Source organism: Metabacillus sp. KUDC1714, assembly GCF_014217835.1.
GTDB lineage: Bacteria > Bacillota > Bacilli > Bacillales > Bacillaceae > Metabacillus > Metabacillus rhizosphaerae.
The window spans coordinates 333,371-354,908 of the sequence record NZ_CP055263.1 but is presented as its reverse complement, the minus strand read 5'-3'; the positions used below and the strand labels follow the sequence as shown (position 1 = coordinate 354,908).

Annotated in this window: 20 protein-coding genes and 1 other annotated feature; of the genes, 19 read left to right on the top strand and 1 reads right to left on the bottom strand. The window is 36.7% G+C overall.

Annotation, left to right across the window (positions count from 1 at the left end; genetic code table 11):
* Positions 1-31 precede the first annotated feature (31 nt).
* From hemC to ysxE, 6 genes are all read left to right on the top strand, one after another.
* Complete coding sequence (hemC, locus tag HUW50_RS01805) at positions 32-964, top strand: hydroxymethylbilane synthase (protein WP_066334240.1); 933 nt, start codon at positions 32-34, stop codon at positions 962-964.
* Positions 964-1,749: a uroporphyrinogen-III synthase gene (locus tag HUW50_RS01800; RefSeq protein ID WP_066334242.1), complete on the top strand. Its 786-nt coding sequence runs from the start codon at positions 964-966 to the stop codon at positions 1,747-1,749. The genes hemC and HUW50_RS01800 overlap by 1 nt, the downstream gene beginning before the upstream one ends.
* A gap of 16 nt (positions 1,750-1,765) precedes the next feature.
* Positions 1,766-2,749 (top strand): porphobilinogen synthase, encoded by a 984-nt coding sequence (gene hemB / locus HUW50_RS01795; RefSeq protein WP_066334248.1) that lies wholly within the window; start codon positions 1,766-1,768, stop codon positions 2,747-2,749.
* A 46-nt stretch (positions 2,750-2,795) separates the two neighbouring features.
* Positions 2,796-4,082, top strand: coding sequence for a glutamate-1-semialdehyde 2,1-aminomutase (gene hemL / locus HUW50_RS01790; protein ID WP_066334251.1), 1,287 nt, complete (start codon positions 2,796-2,798; stop codon positions 4,080-4,082).
* Between the two features lie 200 nt (positions 4,083-4,282).
* Positions 4,283-5,437, top strand: coding sequence for a stage VI sporulation protein D (spoVID, locus tag HUW50_RS01785; RefSeq protein ID WP_066334253.1), 1,155 nt, complete (start codon positions 4,283-4,285; stop codon positions 5,435-5,437).
* A 210-nt stretch (positions 5,438-5,647) separates the two neighbouring features.
* Positions 5,648-6,676: a spore coat protein YsxE gene (gene ysxE, locus HUW50_RS01780; protein WP_185653647.1), complete on the top strand. Its 1,029-nt coding sequence runs from the start codon at positions 5,648-5,650 to the stop codon at positions 6,674-6,676.
* Positions 6,677-6,791: 115 nt separating this feature from the next.
* Here ysxE and HUW50_RS01775 read toward each other — a convergent pair whose 3' ends face one another.
* Positions 6,792-6,983, bottom strand: coding sequence for a hypothetical protein (locus tag HUW50_RS01775; RefSeq protein WP_066334256.1), 192 nt, complete (start codon positions 6,981-6,983; stop codon positions 6,792-6,794).
* A 236-nt stretch (positions 6,984-7,219) separates the two neighbouring features.
* Positions 7,220-7,649: a binding site (T-box leader), on the top strand.
* Between the two features lie 284 nt (positions 7,650-7,933).
* Here HUW50_RS01775 and HUW50_RS01770 point away from each other — a divergent pair.
* The 13 genes from HUW50_RS01770 to minD all read left to right on the top strand — a co-directional run bounded on the left by HUW50_RS01770 (position 7,934) and on the right by minD (position 21,513).
* The gene (locus HUW50_RS01770) at positions 7,934-10,582 is read left to right on the top strand and encodes a valine--tRNA ligase (RefSeq protein WP_066334258.1); all 2,649 of its coding nucleotides are present in this window, start codon (positions 7,934-7,936) and stop codon (positions 10,580-10,582) included.
* A 66-nt stretch (positions 10,583-10,648) separates the two neighbouring features.
* On the top strand, positions 10,649-11,968 hold the full coding sequence (locus tag HUW50_RS01765; protein ID WP_185653646.1) for a bifunctional folylpolyglutamate synthase/dihydrofolate synthase: 1,320 nt from the start codon (positions 10,649-10,651) through the stop codon (positions 11,966-11,968).
* Positions 11,969-12,645: 677 nt separating this feature from the next.
* Positions 12,646-12,969 (top strand): type II secretion system protein, encoded by a 324-nt coding sequence (locus HUW50_RS27375; protein WP_066334287.1) that lies wholly within the window; start codon positions 12,646-12,648, stop codon positions 12,967-12,969.
* Entirely contained in the window at positions 12,959-13,714 is a 756-nt protein-coding gene (locus tag HUW50_RS01755) for a prepilin peptidase (protein WP_066334290.1), read from the top strand. The genes HUW50_RS27375 and HUW50_RS01755 overlap by 11 nt, the downstream gene beginning before the upstream one ends.
* A gap of 425 nt (positions 13,715-14,139) precedes the next feature.
* A complete protein-coding gene (locus HUW50_RS01750) occupies positions 14,140-14,292 on the top strand; it encodes a hypothetical protein (RefSeq protein ID WP_157094418.1) in 153 nt (50 codons plus the stop codon).
* A 125-nt stretch (positions 14,293-14,417) separates the two neighbouring features.
* Positions 14,418-15,470 (top strand): SPOR domain-containing protein, encoded by a 1,053-nt coding sequence (locus HUW50_RS01745; RefSeq protein WP_185653645.1) that lies wholly within the window; start codon positions 14,418-14,420, stop codon positions 15,468-15,470.
* A 202-nt stretch (positions 15,471-15,672) separates the two neighbouring features.
* The gene (locus tag HUW50_RS01740; RefSeq protein ID WP_066334295.1) at positions 15,673-16,245 is read left to right on the top strand and encodes a Maf family protein; all 573 of its coding nucleotides are present in this window, start codon (positions 15,673-15,675) and stop codon (positions 16,243-16,245) included.
* Between the two features lie 138 nt (positions 16,246-16,383).
* Positions 16,384-17,073, top strand: a complete 690-nt coding sequence (radC, locus tag HUW50_RS01735; RefSeq protein ID WP_066334298.1) for a RadC family protein — start codon at positions 16,384-16,386, stop codon at positions 17,071-17,073.
* A gap of 255 nt (positions 17,074-17,328) precedes the next feature.
* Positions 17,329-18,351, top strand: a complete 1,023-nt coding sequence (locus tag HUW50_RS01730) for a rod shape-determining protein (RefSeq protein WP_066334300.1) — start codon at positions 17,329-17,331, stop codon at positions 18,349-18,351.
* Between the two features lie 100 nt (positions 18,352-18,451).
* Positions 18,452-19,381: a rod shape-determining protein MreC gene (gene mreC / locus HUW50_RS01725; protein WP_066334302.1), complete on the top strand. Its 930-nt coding sequence runs from the start codon at positions 18,452-18,454 to the stop codon at positions 19,379-19,381.
* Positions 19,378-19,896 (top strand): rod shape-determining protein MreD, encoded by a 519-nt coding sequence (mreD, locus tag HUW50_RS01720; RefSeq protein ID WP_066334305.1) that lies wholly within the window; start codon positions 19,378-19,380, stop codon positions 19,894-19,896. Before mreC ends, mreD begins: the two co-directional genes overlap by 4 nt.
* A gap of 130 nt (positions 19,897-20,026) precedes the next feature.
* A complete protein-coding gene (minC, locus tag HUW50_RS01715; RefSeq protein WP_066334308.1) occupies positions 20,027-20,707 on the top strand; it encodes a septum site-determining protein MinC in 681 nt (226 codons plus the stop codon).
* Positions 20,708-20,709: 2 nt separating this feature from the next.
* A complete protein-coding gene (minD, locus tag HUW50_RS01710; protein ID WP_066334311.1) occupies positions 20,710-21,513 on the top strand; it encodes a septum site-determining protein MinD in 804 nt (267 codons plus the stop codon).
* The last annotated feature ends 25 nt before the right edge of the window (positions 21,514-21,538 follow it).

The following is a 21,538-nucleotide window of genomic DNA, read 5'->3' as shown; positions in this document are numbered from 1 at the left end:
AATCATCAGTAGAATGTAGTAGGAGGATATCATGCGTAAAATTGTTGTAGGTTCAAGACGAAGTAAACTAGCGTTAACACAAACGAACTGGGTGATAAATCAACTAAAATCCTTTGGCTTACCTTTTGAATTCGAGATTAAGGAAATTGTAACAAAAGGTGATCGGATATTAGATGTTACCTTGTCAAAGGTTGGTGGGAAGGGACTTTTCGTTAAGGAAATTGAACAAGCAATGATTGATGGGGAAATTGACATGGCTGTTCATAGTATGAAGGATATGCCAGGAGTACTGCCAGATGGTTTAACAATTGGCTGTATTCCAAAGCGAGAGGATCATCGAGATGTGTTAATTTCGAAGGATCATAAAAAACTTGCAGAGCTACCGAAGGGATCAGTAATCGGTACAAGTAGCTTAAGAAGAAGTGCACAGCTGTTAATCGAGCGACCAGACCTTGAAATTAAATGGATCAGAGGAAATATAGATACACGTCTTGAAAAACTCAAAACAGAAGAGTATGATGCGATTATTTTAGCTGCAGCAGGGTTATCACGAATGGGCTGGAGCAAGGAAGTTGTTACTGAATTTTTAGAGCCCGAAGTTTGCCTACCTGCTGTAGGACAAGGTGCTTTAGCAATTGAATGTCGTGAAAATGATAATGAATTACTAGACTTATTGGCAAAATTCACAGATAAAGCAACACAATTAGCTGTAAATGCAGAGAGAACCTTTCTTACAAAAATGGAGGGTGGCTGTCAAGTTCCAATTGCAGGATTTGCGACAGTTAACGAAAATCAAGAGATCACATTTACTGGTTTAATCGCTTCACCAGATGGTAAAGAAGTATATAAACAGCAACTTACAGGTAAAGACCCTGTCGTTATCGGTGGAGACGTATCAACAATTTTAACTGAGCAAGGTGCGAAAGTCCTAATTGATCGAGTCAAAGCGGAGCTTGATCAATAATGGCAGCAGGCCTTCCTTTACAAGGCAAGCGAGTATTAATAACAAGGGCACAGGCTCAAGTGCAAGAGTTTATTGACAAAATTGAATCAGCAGGCGGAGTAGCAATTACTGCTCCGCTTTTGGAGATTAGAGCTAATAATGTAAATGAGCAAGCGATAAAGGCAACAATTCAAAATCTCAGGAGCTTTGACTGTATTGTGTTTACAAGTGTAAATGGAGTGACTTTTTTTCAAAGCTATTTAGATAAATGGAATATTTCTTATACAAAGCTAGATCATTTAATTGCTGCATCTGTTGGTAGAAAGACAAGTAAACAAATGGAGCAATTAGGGTTAGCTGTTTCGATAATCCCTGAGGAATATGTCGCAGAAAAACTGACAGAAAGTATAACAAAAAACCTTAAATCTCAATCTAGGGTTTTGGTTATCCGTGGTAACCTTGCACGTCCTGTACTGGTAACTGGGTTAAAACGAAATGGTTATAATGTGACAGACCTTGTTGTCTATGAAACGTTACATAATATGAATGAAGCTGAAAAACTAAGAAAATATGTTCAAAATGATAAACTAGACTATATTACTTTTACTAGTTCTTCAACAGTTGATAGCTTTATGAACGTATTCAAGCAGGATGAGCTCCATGAGAACCTAAAGAAAGTGACCTTTGTTTGTATTGGGCCAATAACTAACGATACATTAAAGGAATACGGGTTTGAAGGCATTATACCTGCTTCGTACACCATTGAAGATATGATAAAGCTCATGATCGAGCTTGAACAGAGATGAGGAGGAGGATTTACAAATGGATATTCAATTTTCAAGACATCGTCGCTTGCGTAACAGCGCAAATATGAGAGCAATGTTAAGAGAAAATCATCTTCGAGTAGAGGATTTTATCTACCCAATTTTTGTTGTTGAGGGAGAAAAAAAGAAAAACGAAGTCTCGTCAATGCCAGGGGTTTTTCAGATTTCATTGGATCTTTTAAATGAGGAAATTGAAGAAGTAGTTTCTTTAGGAATCAAGTCAATTATATTATTTGGGGTTCCAGATTCAGATCATAAGGATGAAGTAGGTTCTGGTGCGTATCATGATCATGGCATTGTTCAATTAGCAACGAGACAAGTGAAAGAAGTATACCCAGATCTTATCGTTGTTGCTGATACTTGTCTTTGTGAATTTACAGACCACGGCCATTGTGGAATCGTTGAAAATGGTCAAGTACTTAATGACCCCACACTAGATTTATTAGCGCGAACTGCAGTGAGTCAAGTTAAGGCTGGAGCTGATATCATTGCCCCTTCTAATATGATGGACGGTTTTGTTGCAGCGATTCGCCATGGCTTAGATGAGGCCGGCTTTGAACATATTCCAATTATGTCTTATGCAGTAAAATATTCAAGTGCTTACTATGGTCCATTCCGTGATGCAGCTCAAAGTGCTCCACAATTCGGTGATCGTAAAACCTATCAAATGGATCCTGCTAATCGTGAGGAAGCAATACGGGAAGCAGGGTCAGATCTTGATGAAGGTGCAGATTTCTTAATTGTTAAACCCGCATTAGCTTATTTAGATATCATTCGCGATGTCAAAAATAACTTTAATGCACCGATTGTTGCTTACAATGTTAGTGGGGAATATTCAATGATTAAAGCAGCAGCTCTAAACGGCTGGGTAGATGAAAAAACGATTGTTATGGAAACTTTATTAGGGATGAAGCGTGCAGGTGTGGATTTAATTATCACTTACTTTGCAAAGGATGTTGCTCGCTGGTTAAAAGAAGAGTAGAAAATAACCTTTTAAATCATCACAAGAGTGAGAAAGGGGAATACAAATGAAAAGCTATGTTAAAAGTGAACAAGCGTTTCAAAAAGCACAGTCGTTAATGCCAGGAGGAGTAAATAGTCCTGTGCGTGCTTTTAAATCAGTGGGAATGAACCCAATTTTTATGGAACATGGGAAGGGTTCTAAAATAACTGATATCGATGGAAATGAATACATCGATTATGTATTATCATGGGGACCACTTATTCATGGTCATGCTCACGATACAGTTGTAGAAGCAATTAAAAAGGTCGTTGAATCCGGGACAAGCTTTGGTGCGCCAACATTAATAGAGAACGAATTGGCTAGTCTTGTGATTGAGCGTGTGCCATCAATTGAAATTGTGAGAATGGTTAGCTCTGGAACTGAAGCTACTATGAGTGCATTACGCTTAGCACGTGGGTATACAGGACGTAATAAGATAATAAAATTTGAGGGCTGCTACCATGGACATGGTGACTCATTATTAATAAAGGCAGGATCAGGAGTGGCTACACTAGGATTACCAGATAGTCCTGGAGTTCCAGAAGGTGTTGCTAAAAATACAATTACTGTTCCATATAATGATCTTGAAAGCGTTCGTTATGCATTTGAGCAATTTGGAGAAGATATTGCAGGCGTCATCGTTGAGCCAGTCGCTGGAAATATGGGGGTTGTACCACCACAGCCAGGCTTTTTAGAAGGCTTGCGTGATTTAACTGAGCAATATGGTGCTCTTCTCATATTTGATGAAGTAATGACAGGCTTCCGTGTAGATTACGGCTGTGCACAAGGCTACTATGGCGTAACACCTGATATAACATGCTTAGGGAAAGTAATAGGCGGCGGACTCCCTGTAGGTGCTTATGGAGGTAAACTTGACATAATGCAGCAAATTGCGCCAAGTGGTCCTATTTACCAAGCAGGAACATTGTCAGGAAACCCGCTTGCAATGACAGCAGGCTATGAAACATTAAAGCTACTTACTAAGGAGTCGTATATAGAGTTTAAGCGTAAAGCTGATCGTCTTGAAGACGGTTTGTCAAAGGCTGCAAATGAATATGAAATTCCTCATACGATTAATCGTGCAGGATCTATGATTGGATTCTTCTTTACGAATGAAAAAGTAACAAACTATGAAGTAGCAAAAACGTCAAATCTTGAGTATTTTGCAAGCTATTATAGAAGTATGGCAAATGAAGGAGTGTTCCTACCTCCTTCACAATTTGAAGGCTTGTTTTTATCAACAGCTCATAGTGATGAGGATATTGATTATACAATTGAAGCAGCAAAAAAGGCATTTGCTGCGTTGAAATAGAGCGAGAAGGGTCTAACAAGAATTTTGGTGTTGGACCCTTTTTTTGGTTCAAACAGAAGATAGAAAAGCAACCGCACTGCACCCTGAAAATTTCAATTCATATTCAGAATATAAATAAAATAAACATATTATCCTCCTTTCATACATACATCTGTAATGTCATAGTAATTTGTTAGGCTATTTGAAAGGAGGAATTATTTTTGTCACAGGAACAACTACGTTTTTCTGTAGAAGAATCAGTCTGGTTTCAAAAAGGACAGGAAGTATCTGAACTTTTAACAATTTCTCTAGATCCTGATATCTCAATTCATGAGCATGATCAGTACATTTCAATTCGAGGTGCACTTCAACTTACGGGTGAATACAAAATAGATACAGAAGCAAATGTGCAGGATCAATTTGAATATGCAAATGTACGGTATGTAAATGAAATTTCTACTCGAGAAGACGGTGTAAGTATAATCAATCATCGTTTTCCAGTTGATATTACGATTCCAAGAAATCGAATCCAAGATTTAGATGAAGTTTATGTGTCAATTGAATCATTTGATTATGAACTCCCAGAACTAAAATGCTTAAAACTTGTTGCTGACTTATCGATAAGTGGCATTTCAAATGATGAAACCGAGCCTACTGCTGCGGATGTAAGTGAAAGACCGGAAGAAATTAAAGAAGAAGTATTTGAACCACTTTACAGAGGGCAACAGACACAACCATTTGCTGATGAGGATGATACTTTTACATCACTCGAACAAAATGGTGCACATCCTTTCTCATCTTATTATCAGGATTCTGATACAACTGAAGAAGACATGGACAAATTATCATCTATTAAAACAGAGGCTCCTAGTCGTGTAGTGGAAGAAGTGAGCGAGGACGAAAAAGAAGTTGAAGTTGTTTCTAAACCTAGCCTTGAGGATATTGACGAAGTGGAAAGTGAAGACCAAGAGGTTCATCAAGATCAACAAGAAGATCTTTACGATCCATTTGTTATAGAGGTGAGGAAACAGGAAGAGGAGACTGTTGAACCACAGGAAGTACAATATTCCTTCTTCTCTAAATCTGAAAGTCTTGCGAGTAACGATAACAAACCGGGTTCGGAAGAAGAGAATGAAAGAGAAGAAGATGATCCGAAAGATGCCCATTATTTAACAAGTCTTTTCGCTCGTGATGAAGATGAGGATTTTTCTAGATTGAAAATGTGTATTGTTCAGCAAGGAGATACAATTGATCTTATTAGTGAACGTTATGAAATTTCAGTTCAACAGCTTCTTCGCGTAAATGAATTTCATGCAGATCAAGATGTTTATGAAGGACAAATTCTTTACATCCCTGCATATTCAACGAGTAAATAATCGACATTTTGCAGTGCTTTGAAAAACAGCAGAGGAAATTTACCTCAGCTGTTTTTTTGAAAGGCTCTGTTAAAGCTTACTGTTGATTTTGGCACATAAAATTCGAACCTTTTTCTAGCTCTAGCAGCTTGTCTTTGTAAAGAGGCGTTTGCTTGCGAGCTAAACAAGGCACTTGCGTATTTCGTTAAAGGATTTGAGGTGTCATCTACATTGGCGATACAAGTTGATGGAATAAAGCCATTATTAAGTCATTATGATATCCAGCCTGAATATACAGAAGAAATTAGTCGTAAAGCAATAAAAATTTACACAAATACTGGAACATTCGTGTTAAAAAAGCTTTCAAGAAAATTCAATCCTACTTTTGCTGACTTATTATCGCACTTAGACCAACAAAGATACACTAGTTATGTACCAATTAAGAAAAATAGACATCAGCAATTCATTTCACAAAATAGCAATGAATATTTTTATCTTATGCCTTGGCTGCCAAATGAAACAGACGATGAAATAGATGCACGACATCAATATCTATTCAAAGAAGTTGCTAAACTGCATAGCCGTACAGAAAAAGAAATTAAACTAAACGGTCAAGAGGTAGAAAAGCATTATGAAGCGATCACAAAGCATTGGGAAGAGACAAAGGCATATTATGAAACATTTGTTGATCAATGTGAACAAAGATTGTATCTTTCACCATTTGAATTACAAGCAGTAACCTATTTTATTGAGGTTAGTCGTGCGATCGATTTCTCCAAAAAGAAATTAAAAGAATGGTCTGAGGAAATGGCAGAAAAGGAGAAGACTAGAATTGTATTAAATCATGGAAAGATTTCGGCCCATCATTTTTTATATGATGAAAATAACGCAGGGTACTTAACGAATTTTGAACGTGCAAAATATGCTTCACCGATTGATGATTTCCTATTGTTCTTGAATCATACAGGAAAGACTTATCCTAATCAATGTAATGATTGTGTTAATTGGTTTTATACGTATCAGAAAAGCTATCCTTATACAAAAGGAGAAATACTGTTGTTCCTTAGCTACCTAGCCTATCCAGACCGAATTTGTCGTATCATTAAAAACTACGTCCATAATGATAATACTCAATCTGAGTTAGAAAGGAACAAGCAATTATTAAAAGCTTATTGGCATTTTAAAAACATTGAATACATCGTGATGAAGATATCCGAAATTGAAGAGAAAAAGAAAATGCAAGAAGAATCTTCAGGCTAGAACGATGTGGTAGTATAAAGAGGCTAACACTTTGTGTCAGCCTCTTTTTTAAAATGAAAAATAGGAGATTATCTATAGCAACTGTATAAATGTATTTAAAGAAATGAACAAAATTTTAGATCCAATCATAACGAAACGCAACAGCTAACAAAATTAAGAGAGCAAGTAATAGTACATCAAAGGATGTTGGAAAGAAAACTGTTCGAATACCTTGAAAAATTGTTAATGGAATAATAATTTGGATACCGATTTCTCGCACCTGTCTTACCCATGGCGGGAGCGTGTAAGGATTATACCGCTTCTTCATGTCACAACTCCTCCTCATTTTATGCCTTCGCTAATAAGTAAATTCTTATCTTTCTCTATGGAAAATGATCGGAAAATTAACAACGAAATATGTTTTGATACTTGTAGGAATCTACGTACTATAAAAATATGCATTACAATCGGGATAGGTGCCTGTATATTAGCAGATAAAAATGGTGAAGATATTGACGAAAAAAAGATTTTTTTAGTAATATAGAATAGATCAATATAATAAATCGATAAACGTTGAATGGGAAGAGTACAATTGCTGTCTCGTTACAGAGAGAGAAATCATTTGCTGGAAGATTTCTTACGTAGATAAATTGGAAGGTCGCCCAGGAGTTGCTTCTTTGAATTAAGTAGGAGAAGCCGGTGTAGACCGTTATAAATCTTGAGTGCATAGACTATGCTTGCGTATTTCTTATAGTTAAGGGAATTATAAAAATTCTTGTACTATGGATTAGCGCTTTGACATCCAGCTCCAGCGCCTAGTGAACTTCACACTCCTTATACGCTAAGTCAACATCGAATCGCTTACGCTCTTCGTGTTTCCTTTATCTCATACGGAGTGCTCTTGTTTCTCGTCGCTGATCAAGGCGCTTGCGCTTTTGTTCCTGGTCTATGAAAAAAGGTGGTACCGCGAAAATTTTCTCCTTTCGTCCTTTTAGTGGATGGAAGGAGTTTTTATTTTGTATGAAGGTAAGGCACCAAAAGTGATTTGTACTCGTTTAGGAAATTATAAAATTCTTGAACTGTGGCTAGGCGCACGACATCCAGCTCCAGCGCCTAGCCCCTCTAGGGTCTAGCTAATTTAGAATTGAAGGCAAAGAACGCCTTCTATTCTAAATCATCTTATTTGCCTGAGGCTGATCAAGGCGCTTGCGCTTTTGTACATAACGTTTTCATTTCAACAAGTTATGAAAAACGGAATTATATAAAGGAGGAAACATAATGGGAAACAATGAACAACAGCATGAATTACCAACAAAGTATGATCCAAATACAATCGAAAAAAACCGCTATTCTTTTTGGCTAGAGGGAAAATATTTCGAAGCAACTGGTGATGAAACGAAGCAGCCTTATACAATTGTTATTCCACCACCAAATGTTACAGGTAAACTTCATTTAGGTCATGCATGGGATACAACACTTCAAGATATTGTTACTCGTATGAAAAGAATGCAAGGCTATGATGTTCTATGGCTTCCAGGGATGGATCATGCAGGGATCGCAACGCAAGCGAAAGTTGAAGCAAAGCTTCGTGAAGAGGGTAAATCCCGTTATGACTTAGGTCGTGAAAAATTCGTTGAAGAAACTTGGAAGTGGAAGGACGAGTACGCGGGTCATATTCGTGAGCAGTGGGCAAAGGTTGGCCTAGGCTTAGATTATTCACGCGAGCGTTTTACACTTGATGAAGGCCTATCAAAAGCTGTACGAGAGGTATTTGTTACGCTTTATAATAAGGGACTTATTTACCGTGGTGAGTATATTATTAACTGGGACCCACAAACAAAAACAGCTCTATCAGATATTGAAGTTATTTATAAAGATGTTCAAGGTGCCTTTTATCATCTGCGTTACCCGTTAGCTGATGGTTCTGGATCAATTGAAGTTGCAACAACACGTCCTGAAACGATGCTAGGTGATACTGCTGTAGCAGTGCACCCTGAAGATGAGCGCTATAAGCATTTAATTGGTAAGAAAGTTGTATTACCGATAGTAGGTCGGGAAATTCCAATTGTCGGTGATGATTATGTTGATATGGACTTCGGTTCAGGAGCGGTAAAAATAACTCCTGCTCATGACCCTAATGACTTTGAAGTTGGTAACCGACATAACTTAGAACGAATTCTTGTTATGAATGAAGACGGTACTATGAATGCAAAAGCAGGTATTTATAATGGTTTAGATCGTTTTGAATGTAGAAAAAACATTGTTAAGGACCTACAAGATCAAGGAGTACTATTCAAAATTGAAGAGCATATGCATTCAGTTGGACATAGTGAAAGAAGCGGTGCTGTTGTTGAACCTTATCTTTCAACCCAGTGGTTTGTTAAAATGCAGCCATTAGCCGATGAAGCAATAAAGCTACAAGAAGATGAAGAAAAAGTAAATTTTGTTCCAGATCGTTTCGAAAAAACATACTTACGCTGGATGGAAAATATTCGTGATTGGTGTATTTCGCGTCAGCTTTGGTGGGGACATCGAATTCCAGCTTGGTACCATAAAGAAACAGGGGAAGTGTATGTAAATCAAGAACCGCCAGCAGATATTGAAAACTGGGAGCAAGATCATGATGTCCTTGATACATGGTTCAGTTCAGCGTTATGGCCTTTCTCTACAATGGGCTGGCCTGATACAGAATCAGCTGATTTCAAACGTTACTATCCAACAGATGTTCTTGTAACAGGTTATGATATTATTTTCTTCTGGGTATCAAGAATGATTTTCCAAGGTCTAGAATTCACTGGCAAACGTCCGTTTAAGGATGTCTTAATTCATGGCTTAGTACGTGATGACCAAGGTCGTAAAATGAGTAAATCACTTGGTAATGGTGTTGACCCGATGGAAGTTATTGATCAATATGGTGCTGATTCACTACGTTTCTTCTTATCAACAGGAAGCTCACCAGGTCAGGATTTACGTTTCAGCTATGAAAAAGTAGAATCGACTTGGAACTTTGCGAACAAAATTTGGAATGCTTCCCGGTTTGCGTTAATGAATATGGACGGCTTAACTTATGAAGAAATAGATTTAACAGGCGAAAAATCTGTTGCAGATAAATGGATTTTAACACGCTTAAATGAAACGATTGAAAATGTTACAAAGCTTGCTGATAAATATGAATTTGGTGAAGTTGGAAGACTTCTTTACAACTTCATTTGGGATGATTTCTGTGATTGGTATATTGAAATGGCAAAGCTTCCTTTATACGGGGAAGATGAAGCAGCGAAAAAGACAACACGTTCAATTCTCGGCTATGTACTCGATAACACGATGAGATTATTACACCCGTTTATGCCATTTATTACAGAAGAAATATGGCAATCATTACCACATAATGGTGAATCAATTACTGTTGCAGCTTGGCCTACTGTAAATGAGGAGCTAACAGACAATCATGCAGCATCTGAGATGAAGCTATTAGTGGAAGTAATTCGAGCGGTTCGTAATATTCGCTCAGAAGTAAATACACCTATGAGTAAACAAATTGAAATGCAAATAAAAGCAAAAGACGAAGATGTGTTAAATCAGCTTGAAACCAATCGTGCATATATAGAGCGCTTCTGTAACACAAGCTCTTTAACAATTGCTACGGATCTTTCGTCTTCTGAAAAATCAATGACAGCTGTTGTCACGGGTGCAGAGATCATTTTACCTATTGAAGGATTAATCAATATTGAAGAGGAAATTAATCGTTTAGAAAAAGAACGTGAAAAGCTTGATAAAGAAGTAGAACGCGTTCAGAAGAAATTAGGTAATGAAGGCTTCTTAAAGAAAGCTCCTGAAAAGGTGATTGAAGAAGAGAAGGCAAAGGCAAAAGATTATCTTGAAAAACGTGACATCGTTTTAGCGAGAATTAAAGAGTTAAGAGGATAGGTATGATGACTCGGGTGGTTATTTTAAGCTCACCCGAGTTTTTGTATACCTGAAGGAGGTACATATATGTTTGAGCACTATAACGAAGCAGTAAATTGGATTCATAGTCGGTTGAAATTTGGAGTAAAGCCTGGCTTGAAAAGAATGGAATGGCTTTTAGCAGAATTAAATCATCCTGAAAGAAGCATTCCGATCATTCATGTTGCTGGAACTAATGGAAAGGGCTCTACCATTTCATATATGCAACATATGTTAACAGAAGCTGGATATAAGGTTGGGAGCTTTACGTCTCCATATATAGAAACCTTTAATGAACGAATCAGTGTAAATGGTATCCCGATTTCTGATCAAGAGATGCTTGAACTCGTCAATGAAGTAAAGCCATATGTAGAAAAAATTGAGCAAACAGAGCTTGGTGGACCAACTGAATTTGAAATCATTACAACGATGATGTTTGTTTACTTTGGAAAATACAATAAACCCGACTTTTTATTACTTGAAACAGGTCTCGGTGGACGACTTGATTCAACTAATATTGTGTTACCACTATTATCAATTATTACAAATATTGGCTATGATCATATGAATATACTTGGGTCAACAATTGCTGAAATTGCTGCTGAAAAAGCTGGGATTATTAAACATGGAGTACCTATTTTTACTGCAATAGAAAACGAAAGTGCTTTACAAGTAATTACTGAAACCGCACTACTTCATGCTGCAGAATTATTTACTTTAGGAGAAGAAATTAACGTTATTGATAAACAACTTTACAATCTAGGTGAAAAGTTTTCCATTCAAACACCATTCAATACGGTTAAAAATTTGATTATTACAATGAAAGGTCAGCATCAAATTAATAATGCTGCAATAGCCTTCTCTGCAATTGATTATTTGGTCCAAATGAACAAAGTAAGAATAACTGAGGAGCAAATCCGCAAAGGGCTGGAGAAAACCACTTGGAAAGGGCGATTTGAGCTTGTGAATAGCAATCCAGAAGTCATTATCGATGGAGCCCATAATCCAGAAGGGGTTGAGAGTTTAATCGAAACTTTATCAAGGCATTATCCAAAAAGGAATATACACTTTTTGTATAGTGCATTAAAAGATAAAGAGTATGCTGAAATGATTGACCATTTATCAAGCATTGCGACATCTATGCATTTCACATCATTTGATTTTCCAAGAGCAGCAACTGGATTTGAATTATATTCTGCATGCAAGCTAAATGAAAAAACATACTCAGAGTCATGGCAGTCAAAATTGGACGAGCTCCTAACAGCTTATCAAGATCAAAAAGAAGATATTGTAGTAGCAACTGGATCATTATATTTCATTTCTCATATTCGAGAATATTGTCGAGAAATAAATAAACGTTATAGGTGATAAGTATGAGGGTGTTTCTGTCTTTTTAACGGTAAATTTCGGTGTGTCCACAGCACAATCGATACAGATGATACATTTTCGCTCATTCGATATGCTGATTGAGCAATGTATACTGGAGCAAAGAAAGTAGGACGGAATAAGGTAGCTGCATAAGTGAGTTAAGAAGTTACATAGGGTGTAGGGAATAAGTATTATTTCCCATGGAATAAAATAATGAAAGATTTGTTTTTACTCTGCTTATTTAAAAATGCCAAAGATTTACAATAAAAATCAGCATTGTATATATTTTTGCAATGCTGATTTTTATTGTACTTAATTTATCTCTTTTATCGAACAAGGTTGAACAATCAGATTGATATCTGTTTCCAGGGTAAAAAAGGAAGGAGAGTGCTAGGTGTTCATAGACAATACCAGCATTCCCAGATGCCTTTAAAGATTTTGCAATTAATGCCGATTTCTATGAGGATAATGTTGAACCAACTACTGATCGTTTTCCTTGCCGGAATAGTTGGGATAATCGTTACTTCTATCATGGTTCCAATGTTTGATATTTTTAATCAAGTTCAATAAAAATTTCTGGCAAAAAAAGGTACTTGCAGCATAAGTGTCATGCTATAATCAATATAGCCTAATGAACCAGGACTAATAAACCATATTCCGAAAAGGAGATGTTGTAAATGTTGAAATACCAGCGTGGATTAACTTTGATTGAGTTACTTGCTGTTATTGTCATATTGGGGATTATTGCAGCGATTGCTGTTCCTTCGATTGGGAATATTATTGATAATTCTAGAGATAAAGCTACTGTTTCTGAAGCTATTCAAATTATTGATGCAGCTAAAATTGCTAAAGCTGAAAATCCTGAAACTGATACTTTTGAAGTTGAATATGGTGAAAATGGTTTCATTATTAGTGGACAAGATGCGGTAAATATAGTAAATGGGGAAGAGGCTGACTCCGAAACTGAAGAAGAATTGATTGCTCATATCGATGGAGATTAATATTGTACTAATGATCCTCTACGGCCTCCTCCTAGGCTCCTTCTACAACGTAGTCGGCCTAAGAGTCCCGAAAAATCAATCAATCGTCACACCTCGGTCAGCTTGTCCGAGGTGTCGCCATACTTTATCAGCAGTGGAATTAATCCCTGTTGTTTCTTTCCTTTTACAGAGAGGAAAGTGTCGAAAGTGTGGCATTCGGATTTCACCTCTTTATCCGTTTGTGGAGCTAATGACTGGGCTACTATTTATGGTTTCGCCAATGATTGTTGGCTGGGGTTATGAGCTGATGATTGCCCTCACATTAATATCATTATTTATGATTATTCTCGTTTCAGACATTTCCTATATGATTATTCCAGATAAGGTCATTCTCTTTTTTCTCGTTCTTTTTATTGTTGAACGAGTGTTGTATCCGTTAGCTCCTTGGTATGATTCTATTATTGGAGGAGCGGTCGCGTTTAGTTTACTGTTACTTATTGCCTATGTGAGTAAAGGTGGCATGGGTGGCGGGGATATTAAGCTTTTTGGCTTATTAGGGATTGCATTAGGATTAAAGCTTGTTTTACTTGCCTTTTTCTTGTCTACGCTTATCGGGACGATTGATGGAATACGTCGTATCTTGTTAGGTAAGTATAAAAAAAGAGAACCTGTTCCGTTTGGACCTTCGATTATTGCTGGTACATTACTTGCTTATTTTTTCGGAGATTCAATTATTTGGTGGTATTTTTCATTAATTGGCTTTTAGTGATTGGGGTTTTAAAATGGTTTTATCGTTTAATCGTAAAATTGGAAACATAATCATAAAGAATTATGCTATTCGATATGTTAAATAAAACAAGGTTACCCAGTCATTTTGAGCAAATGATAGTACAATTCTATCAATCGAATTTACTGAGGGTGGTAGTCTCATTGAAACCTAAGCAGAGGCAAGCAAAGGTATTATAAAAGATGCACTTGAAGCAGTTGTTGAACAGGGGACACAGGAAGAAGTCGGAGAAATACCAGTACAAAAGAAGGGGAGAATAGCTTACAATCATAGTCATAGTACGTTCGGATAATTTTTATGATCTGAAGAAATTTGTCGAAACGATCGAACAACAAACAAGAATAACAAAGGTCAATCAGATTTCCTTTCAAGGACCACCTGAAGTCACTCAAAGTGATCAAGTGATGAATCCACTTGAATTTAAAGTACAGCTTACTGCATTTTATATACCGACATTGACTGATTTGGAAGCAGAATCACCTTCGAATAAGGCACCACCGTCAAGCAAGAAACATAACCCTTTATCACCTTATATAAAAGATGGTAATGACGAATAATCATATTATTTGACGAAGGTTTTTAAGGATGAGACGACAAATGTCTTGTTCTTTTTTTTTACCCTTCTGTTAACATGATAAGCAAAATGATCGCATGTGTTTTGCAAAAGAAGGGTGGTAGGCATATGGACAAGCAGACGTCAGATACAATCAAAATAAAAATAAATGGCAAGGATCGCCCGATGTCACAAGCTGAAGAAACGGCTGAGGTCATACCGTTTTCAAGCTGGGAGGATAAGCTCGATGCTGAACAAGAGATTGCTTCAGCAAAGCAAACGGTGGATGAAGAGGATGAATTTCCTTGGCTTTTACCTGATGAGGATGATTCAGTTTTTAAAGATGACCCAAAGGTTGTGACATCTTCAAAGAAAACAAAACTATTTTCCAATCAAACTGTCACCCCTTATCAATATTCGAACAAGAAAAATCGCAATAAGAATATTGTAGCTTTTCCATTAAAAAAGTTTATGACAATTTTTTTATTAGCCATTGGTTTAGGCGTAATGTTTGGTTTTATCGCCTTAAATTTTTTATCAAATGAAGATATGCCAACTGCGGGTACACCAAGTGAAAGTGCAAATGAAGAACCGGCTACCGGGGATACTTCTGATCAAGCTAAAGGTGATGCCGAAGAAAATGCAGGTGAGGAAGCGGGAGCTGCTACTACTTCTGCAACTCTTCAATTATATGCTGTTCAAGGTGGTATTTTTTCGACCAAAGTATCAGCTGAAACTGTTGCAGCCAATATAAAGGAAAAAGGATTTGCATCGATTGTGATGGAAACTGATGGTTCTTATACAGTGTTTGCTGGAGTGGGAAAGGAAAAAGCTGAAACAAGTGCACTAAGTGAGGTATATAAGCAGCAAAACTTTGCTGATATTGAGTTCTGGGGTGGGAAACAACTTTCTCTCACAATTTCTACAATTAGTGCAGCTGATCAATGGGCTCCTGCGATCCAGGAGTTGTCTTCACTGGCATCTGCAACAACTAACGGTGAAAGTGTAAATCAAGAAGCTGTTAGTAAAATAGAGTCAACGATTAACGGGATTAAAGCAACAGATGAAACAGAAAAATCATTAGTGGAAAAACTTCTACAAGCAGCTGATAATATTAAAAATAATCAGGGATGGGACGCACAACAACATATATTAGAAGTAACCAACCAAATAACGAGCTAATTAAGAGAATGATAATAGGCTTATCTCATATACATTACTGTAGAATATGAGATGAGAAGCTTATTATCATTTTTTTTAATCAGGAATTAAACCACTCAAGCAACTGAATTTAAAAATCAATTTTAGAAAATTGTCCAATTGCATTTCGTTTGGTAGGATAGACATGTATCTTCTAATCTGAAACGAAAGGATGAAAAACATCATGAATTCAAACCTCATTTTAGCTTCAGCTTCTCCCCGCAGAAAAGAACTTCTTGAACTACTTCAAATCCCTTTTGAGGTGATCGTAAGTGAAGTTGAGGAAATAGTAGACGAAAAGCTTCATCCTGCAGAAATGGTTCAATCATTAGCACAGCAAAAAGCATTAAGTGTCGCAAAAACAAATCAAACCTCTTTTGTCATTGGTTCAGATACTCTTGTTGTATATGGAGGTCGAATGCTAGGAAAACCAACTAATAAAAGCGAGGCAATTGAAATGCTTCAAATGCTTTCAGGGAATACACATGACGTTTTTACTGGGGTAGCCATTATAAAAGGTGAACAAGTTCACTCCTTTTTTGAGAAAACAAGTGTTACGTTTTTTTCACTTTCAGATAAGGAAATTGTGGATTATGTATCAACAGGTGAGCCAATGGATAAAGCGGGAGCATATGGAATTCAAGGCTATGGGGCATTGTTAGTTGAAGGAATTATTGGTGATTACTATTCTGTTGTCGGTTTACCTATAGCGCGTACACACAGAGAACTGTTAAATATGGGATTTAAACACTCGTAGTAAAACAGAAAATCATTAATAAAGTGTAACCCAATGACAAATCAGGCAAATCAGTTTTAGTAGAATAAAACAGCTACGTAGGTTCATTATATAAATACACATTTCTTTACGAGCAGAAAGGGAAACGAAGGAGGCTAAATGTCAACATCAACCTTTAAAATTCGAGATTTCCCTGAAGACGAGCGTCCTAGAGAACGCTTATTAAATGAAGGACCTGATAAGTTATCAAATCAAGAACTTTTTGCGATTCTACTTCGAACAGGTACAAAAAAAGAATCTGTTTTGGAGTTGTCACAAAATCTCCTTAAACATTTTGAAGGTATAAGAATGTTAAAGGATGCATCTGTAGAAGAGATTACCGCGATATCAGGTATCGGTAATGCAAAGGCGGTACAAATATTAGCAGCTCTCGAACTTGGGAGAAGAATTAATCGACTTACTTATGATGATCGATATGTAATTCGTTCCCCACAGGATGGTGCTAATTATGTGATGGAGGAAATGCGGTTTTTAAGTCAGGAGCATTTTGTCTGCTTGTATTTAAACACGAAAAATCAGGTTATCCATAAACAAACAGTGTTTATAGGCAGTTTAAATGCATCGATCGTCCATCCACGCGAGGTTTTTAAAGAAGCATTTAAACGCTCTGCAGCCTCAATAATCTGTATTCATAACCATCCTTCCGGAGACCCATCTCCAAGTAGAGAGGATATTGAAGTAACTAAGCGGCTAACAGAATGTGGAAAGGTTTTAGGTATAGAACTTTTGGACCATCTTATAATTGGTGAACAAAAATATGTGAGTCTAAAAGAAAAAGGCTACGTCTAATACTTTTTTTTTTGTGTAATTACGATATAATAAGGTTTATGAGTTTTTTTCGGATTAAAAAAGCTCAGTATTAAACTCGGGAAAGATGATGAAGCAGTTTCTTAAAAACTAACCTCATTGATGTAAACCTTAGAACAGTTCAGTTCATTTACTGAAGGTAGTCTAACCCTCAAAATGAAGAAAGTTGTATTCTGTCAATTTTCCTAAAATAATTAAAAAAGTATATATTTCGTTTCAGAAAGGAAGATACACCCTATGTTCGGTATTGGTACAAGAGACCTTGGAATAGATTTAGGGACCGCAAACACACTTGTATTTGTTAAAGGAAGAGGAGTTGTTGTTAGAGAACCCTCTGTTGTTGCCTTACAAACAGATACAAAACAAATAGTTGCTGTCGGTAATGATGCAAAAAACATGATTGGTCGTACGCCGGGAAATATTGTTGCACTACGTCCAATGAAAGATGGAGTTATTGCTGATTATGAAACAACAGCGACAATGATGAAATACTACATTAAACAAGCAACTAAAACAAAAGGTATTTTCTCAAATAAGCCTTATGTTATGGTTTGTGTCCCATCTGGGATTACAGCAGTTGAAGAAAGAGCTGTTATTGATGCTACTAGACAGGCTGGGGCAAGAGATGCTTATACGATTGAAGAACCATTTGCAGCTGCGATTGGTGCGAATTTACCTGTTTGGGAACCAACAGGAAGTATGGTAGTTGATATTGGTGGCGGTACGACAGAGGTGGCAATTATCTCTCTTGGAGGTATTGTTACAAGCCAATCAATTCGCGTAGCTGGTGATGAAATGGACGAGGCTATTATTACATACATTAGAAAAACATATAACTTAATGATCGGTGATCGTACATCTGAAGCAATAAAAATGGAAATCGGTTCAGCTGGTTCTCCTGATGGTGTAGATAATATGGATATTAGAGGTCGAGACCTTTTAACAGGTTTACCTAAAACAATTGAGATTACAGCAGCTGAAATTGCTGAGGCGTTAAAAGATACGGTATACACGATTGTTGATACTGTTAAAAACACGTTAGAAAAAACGCCTCCAGAGCTTGCGGCAGATATCATGGATCGTGGTATTGTTTTAACCGGTGGTGGTGCATTGCTTCGTAATCTTGATAAAGTTATTGGAGAAGAAACGAATATGCCAGTGTTAATTGCGGAAGATCCTTTAGACTGTGTTGCAATCGGAACAGGTAAAGCACTCGAGCATATACACTTATTTAAAAATAAAGCAAGAGATAGTAGATAATTTATGTTTTAGCCTTTGCTTATTGAAGTCTTTTAAATCTTATTAATGTAAGCAAAGGCTATATGTTGAAGTGGAAATTTGAGTTAAGAGGGTGTTCATCATGCCACAGTTTTTCCTAAATAAACGCCTTATCTTGTTGCTAGTTAGTATTATTTTTTTAGTGGCATTGATTGGTTTTTCCTTAAAGGAAGATCGGAAGTTGACTTGGCCTGAGCAATTTTTACAGGATTCAGTAGGTGTTTTTCAATCGATATTTCATAAGCCAGCTTTATATATTTCTGGCTTTTTTGAAAACGTAAGTGACTTAAAAAATACATATGAAGAAAATGAGTTGCTAAAAAGCAGACTTGACGAATATATGCAACTAGAAGCAGATCTTCAAGAGTATAAAGTTGAAAATGAAAAATTATTAGCCGAATTAGGTAATGTTGCTAACTTAAGAGAGTACAATCCGATCTTTTCTACTGTTGTTGGTCGTAATCCTGATAGATGGTATGATTACATATCAATTGATAAAGGTGCACAGGATGGAATAGAGCCTAATATGGCTGTTGTAACGGCACAGGGTCTTGTTGGAAAGGTAAAATCCACTTCACAATTTACTTCTACCGTTCAACTGTTGAGTGCAACAGACCTTAAAAATAGAATTTCATCTGAGGTTCAACCGGTAGAAGTGAAAGATGAAAGTGAGAATAGTGATAAAGAGAACGCGCCAACAGGTGAAAAGGTAATGGGATTAATAGAAGGTTATGACGAGGATAAAGGTGCACTTTTACTTCGTCGGATTAAATCTGATGTTAAGCTTGTTGAAGGACAAAAAGTCATTACATCGGGTAAAGGTGAAGTTTTCCCAGAAGGAATCCTTATCGGTGAAATTATCGAGATTGAGCCAGATTCATATGGGTTAGAACAAATGGCATATGTGAAGCCATCAGCTAATTTTTATGATATAGATCGTGTATGGGTAGCTGAACGTGTTGCTGAATCAGAGGACCCTGTAGACGTGTTAAATGAGGAGGAGGAATCGTGAGACGTTTCATCCTTCCTTTTTTACTCTTCTTTATTTTTATAAGTGAGAGTATCTTCGCTCACTTAGTTCATATTCCATTTGCCTTAGAAGATCAACTATATATACCTCGATTTATGTTAATCGCATGTATTTTCGTGACGGTATACTTAACACGCACACAAGGAATGCTATTTGGAATTGTGTTCGGATTACTCCATGATATTGTTTATATTGAAGTGATCGGAATCTATTTATTTTCATATGGAATCCTAGCTTATTTGATCAATAAAGCAATGAAAGTTCTTCATGGTAATGCTCTAATTGTACTATTTCTGACGATTTTATCGATCGCTGTACTTGAATTTTATGTGTATGGAATGAATTATTTAATAGGGACGACAAAGATGTCATTATATCACTTTACAACCTTAAGGTTATTACCTACGCTTGCTTTAAATTCGGTTGTTGCTATTCTGTTAATCTATCCTATGAAAAAGTTCCTTACGAAAATAAAAATAGATGAATCTGATGATTAGATGGAATAAATAAGAGATGTGCTTTAAAGTTAGGCAATGCTAGCCATGAAAAAAACTAATACTTTATTATCATTTTAAAAAAGGATTTACAGCATTTCTGTCGAATAGTAAAGTCGTTGAGGTGAACGTCATGAAGGTCCAAAAACAACAATATGTTACGATTAAAGGCACAAAAGATGGCTTAACGTTGCATCTCGATGATTCGTGTTCTTTTGATCAATTGCTCCATGAACTCGAGGAAATGCTATCTTTAAAACAATATATACAATCAGGTCCAGTAATTGGTGTAAATGTAAAAGTTGGGAACCGTTTCCTTAATAAGGATCAACGAGTAAAGCTAGAAACAGTAATCAAACAAAATCGTAATCTCATGGTTGAGACAATTGATAGCAATGTGATGACAAAGGATGAGGCGCTTAGGATTAAGAGAGAAACAGAAGTCGTTTCTGTTGCTAAGATTGTTCGTTCTGGTCAAATTTTAAAGGTCAAAGGTGATTTACTGCTTATAGGTGATGTAAATCCAGGTGGAACTGTTATTGCTACTGGCAATATCTTTGTTCTAGGTGCGTTAAGAGGAATTGCACATGCCGGTGCAGATGGTAACGGGCAGGCTGTTATTGCTGCTTCATTATTAAAACCAGCACAGCTTCGCATAAGTGAAATCATAAATCGTGCTCCTGATCATATACCAAATGAAGGTAATGAGATGGAATGTGCTTTTATAAATAGTGACGATGAAATGATTATTGAGCGATTGCAGCAACTTACTCATTTACGACCTAATTTAACAAGGTTTGAAGGGGGAATCTAACTATGGGTGAAGCAATTGTCATTACCTCAGGTAAAGGTGGAGTTGGTAAAACAACAACATCTGCAAATTTAGGGACAGCTTTAGCTATATTGGGCAAACGTGTTTGCTTAGTAGATACAGACATCGGTCTTCGAAACCTAGATGTTGTAATGGGATTAGAAAATCGGATTATTTATGATCTAGTAGACGTAGTTGAAGGGCGCTGTAAAATGCACCAAGCTCTTGTAAAAGATAAACGATTTGAAGATTTATTATATTTATTACCTGCTGCACAAACAAGTGATAAAACAGCAGTGAAACCAGAGCAAATCAAAAAGATAATAGATGAACTAAAACAAGATTATGATTATATTATCATTGATTGCCCAGCAGGAATTGAACAAGGTTACAAAAATGCAGTTGCTGGTGCAGATAAGGCTGTAGTTGTGACAACTCCAGAAATTTCTGCTGTTCGAGATGCAGATCGAATTATTGGTTTACTAGAAAAAGAAGATATTGAGCCTCCGAAATTAGTGATTAATCGTATTCGTAATCATCTAGTTAAAAATGGGGACATGCTAGATGTTGATGAAATCGTTTCACATCTTTCAATTGACCTAATCGGAATCGTTGCTGATGATGATGATGTTATTAAGGCATCTAACAATGGTGAGCCTATTGCAATGGATCCTAATAATCGTGCAGCGATTGCGTATCGTAATATTGCCCGACGTATCCTTGGGGAATCTGTTCCATTACAATCTTTAGATGAGCAAAATAAGGGTGTATTAACAAAGCTGAAAAAGTTTTTTGGAGTACGGGTATAGCTTTGTAAAAATAGATTATTAAATT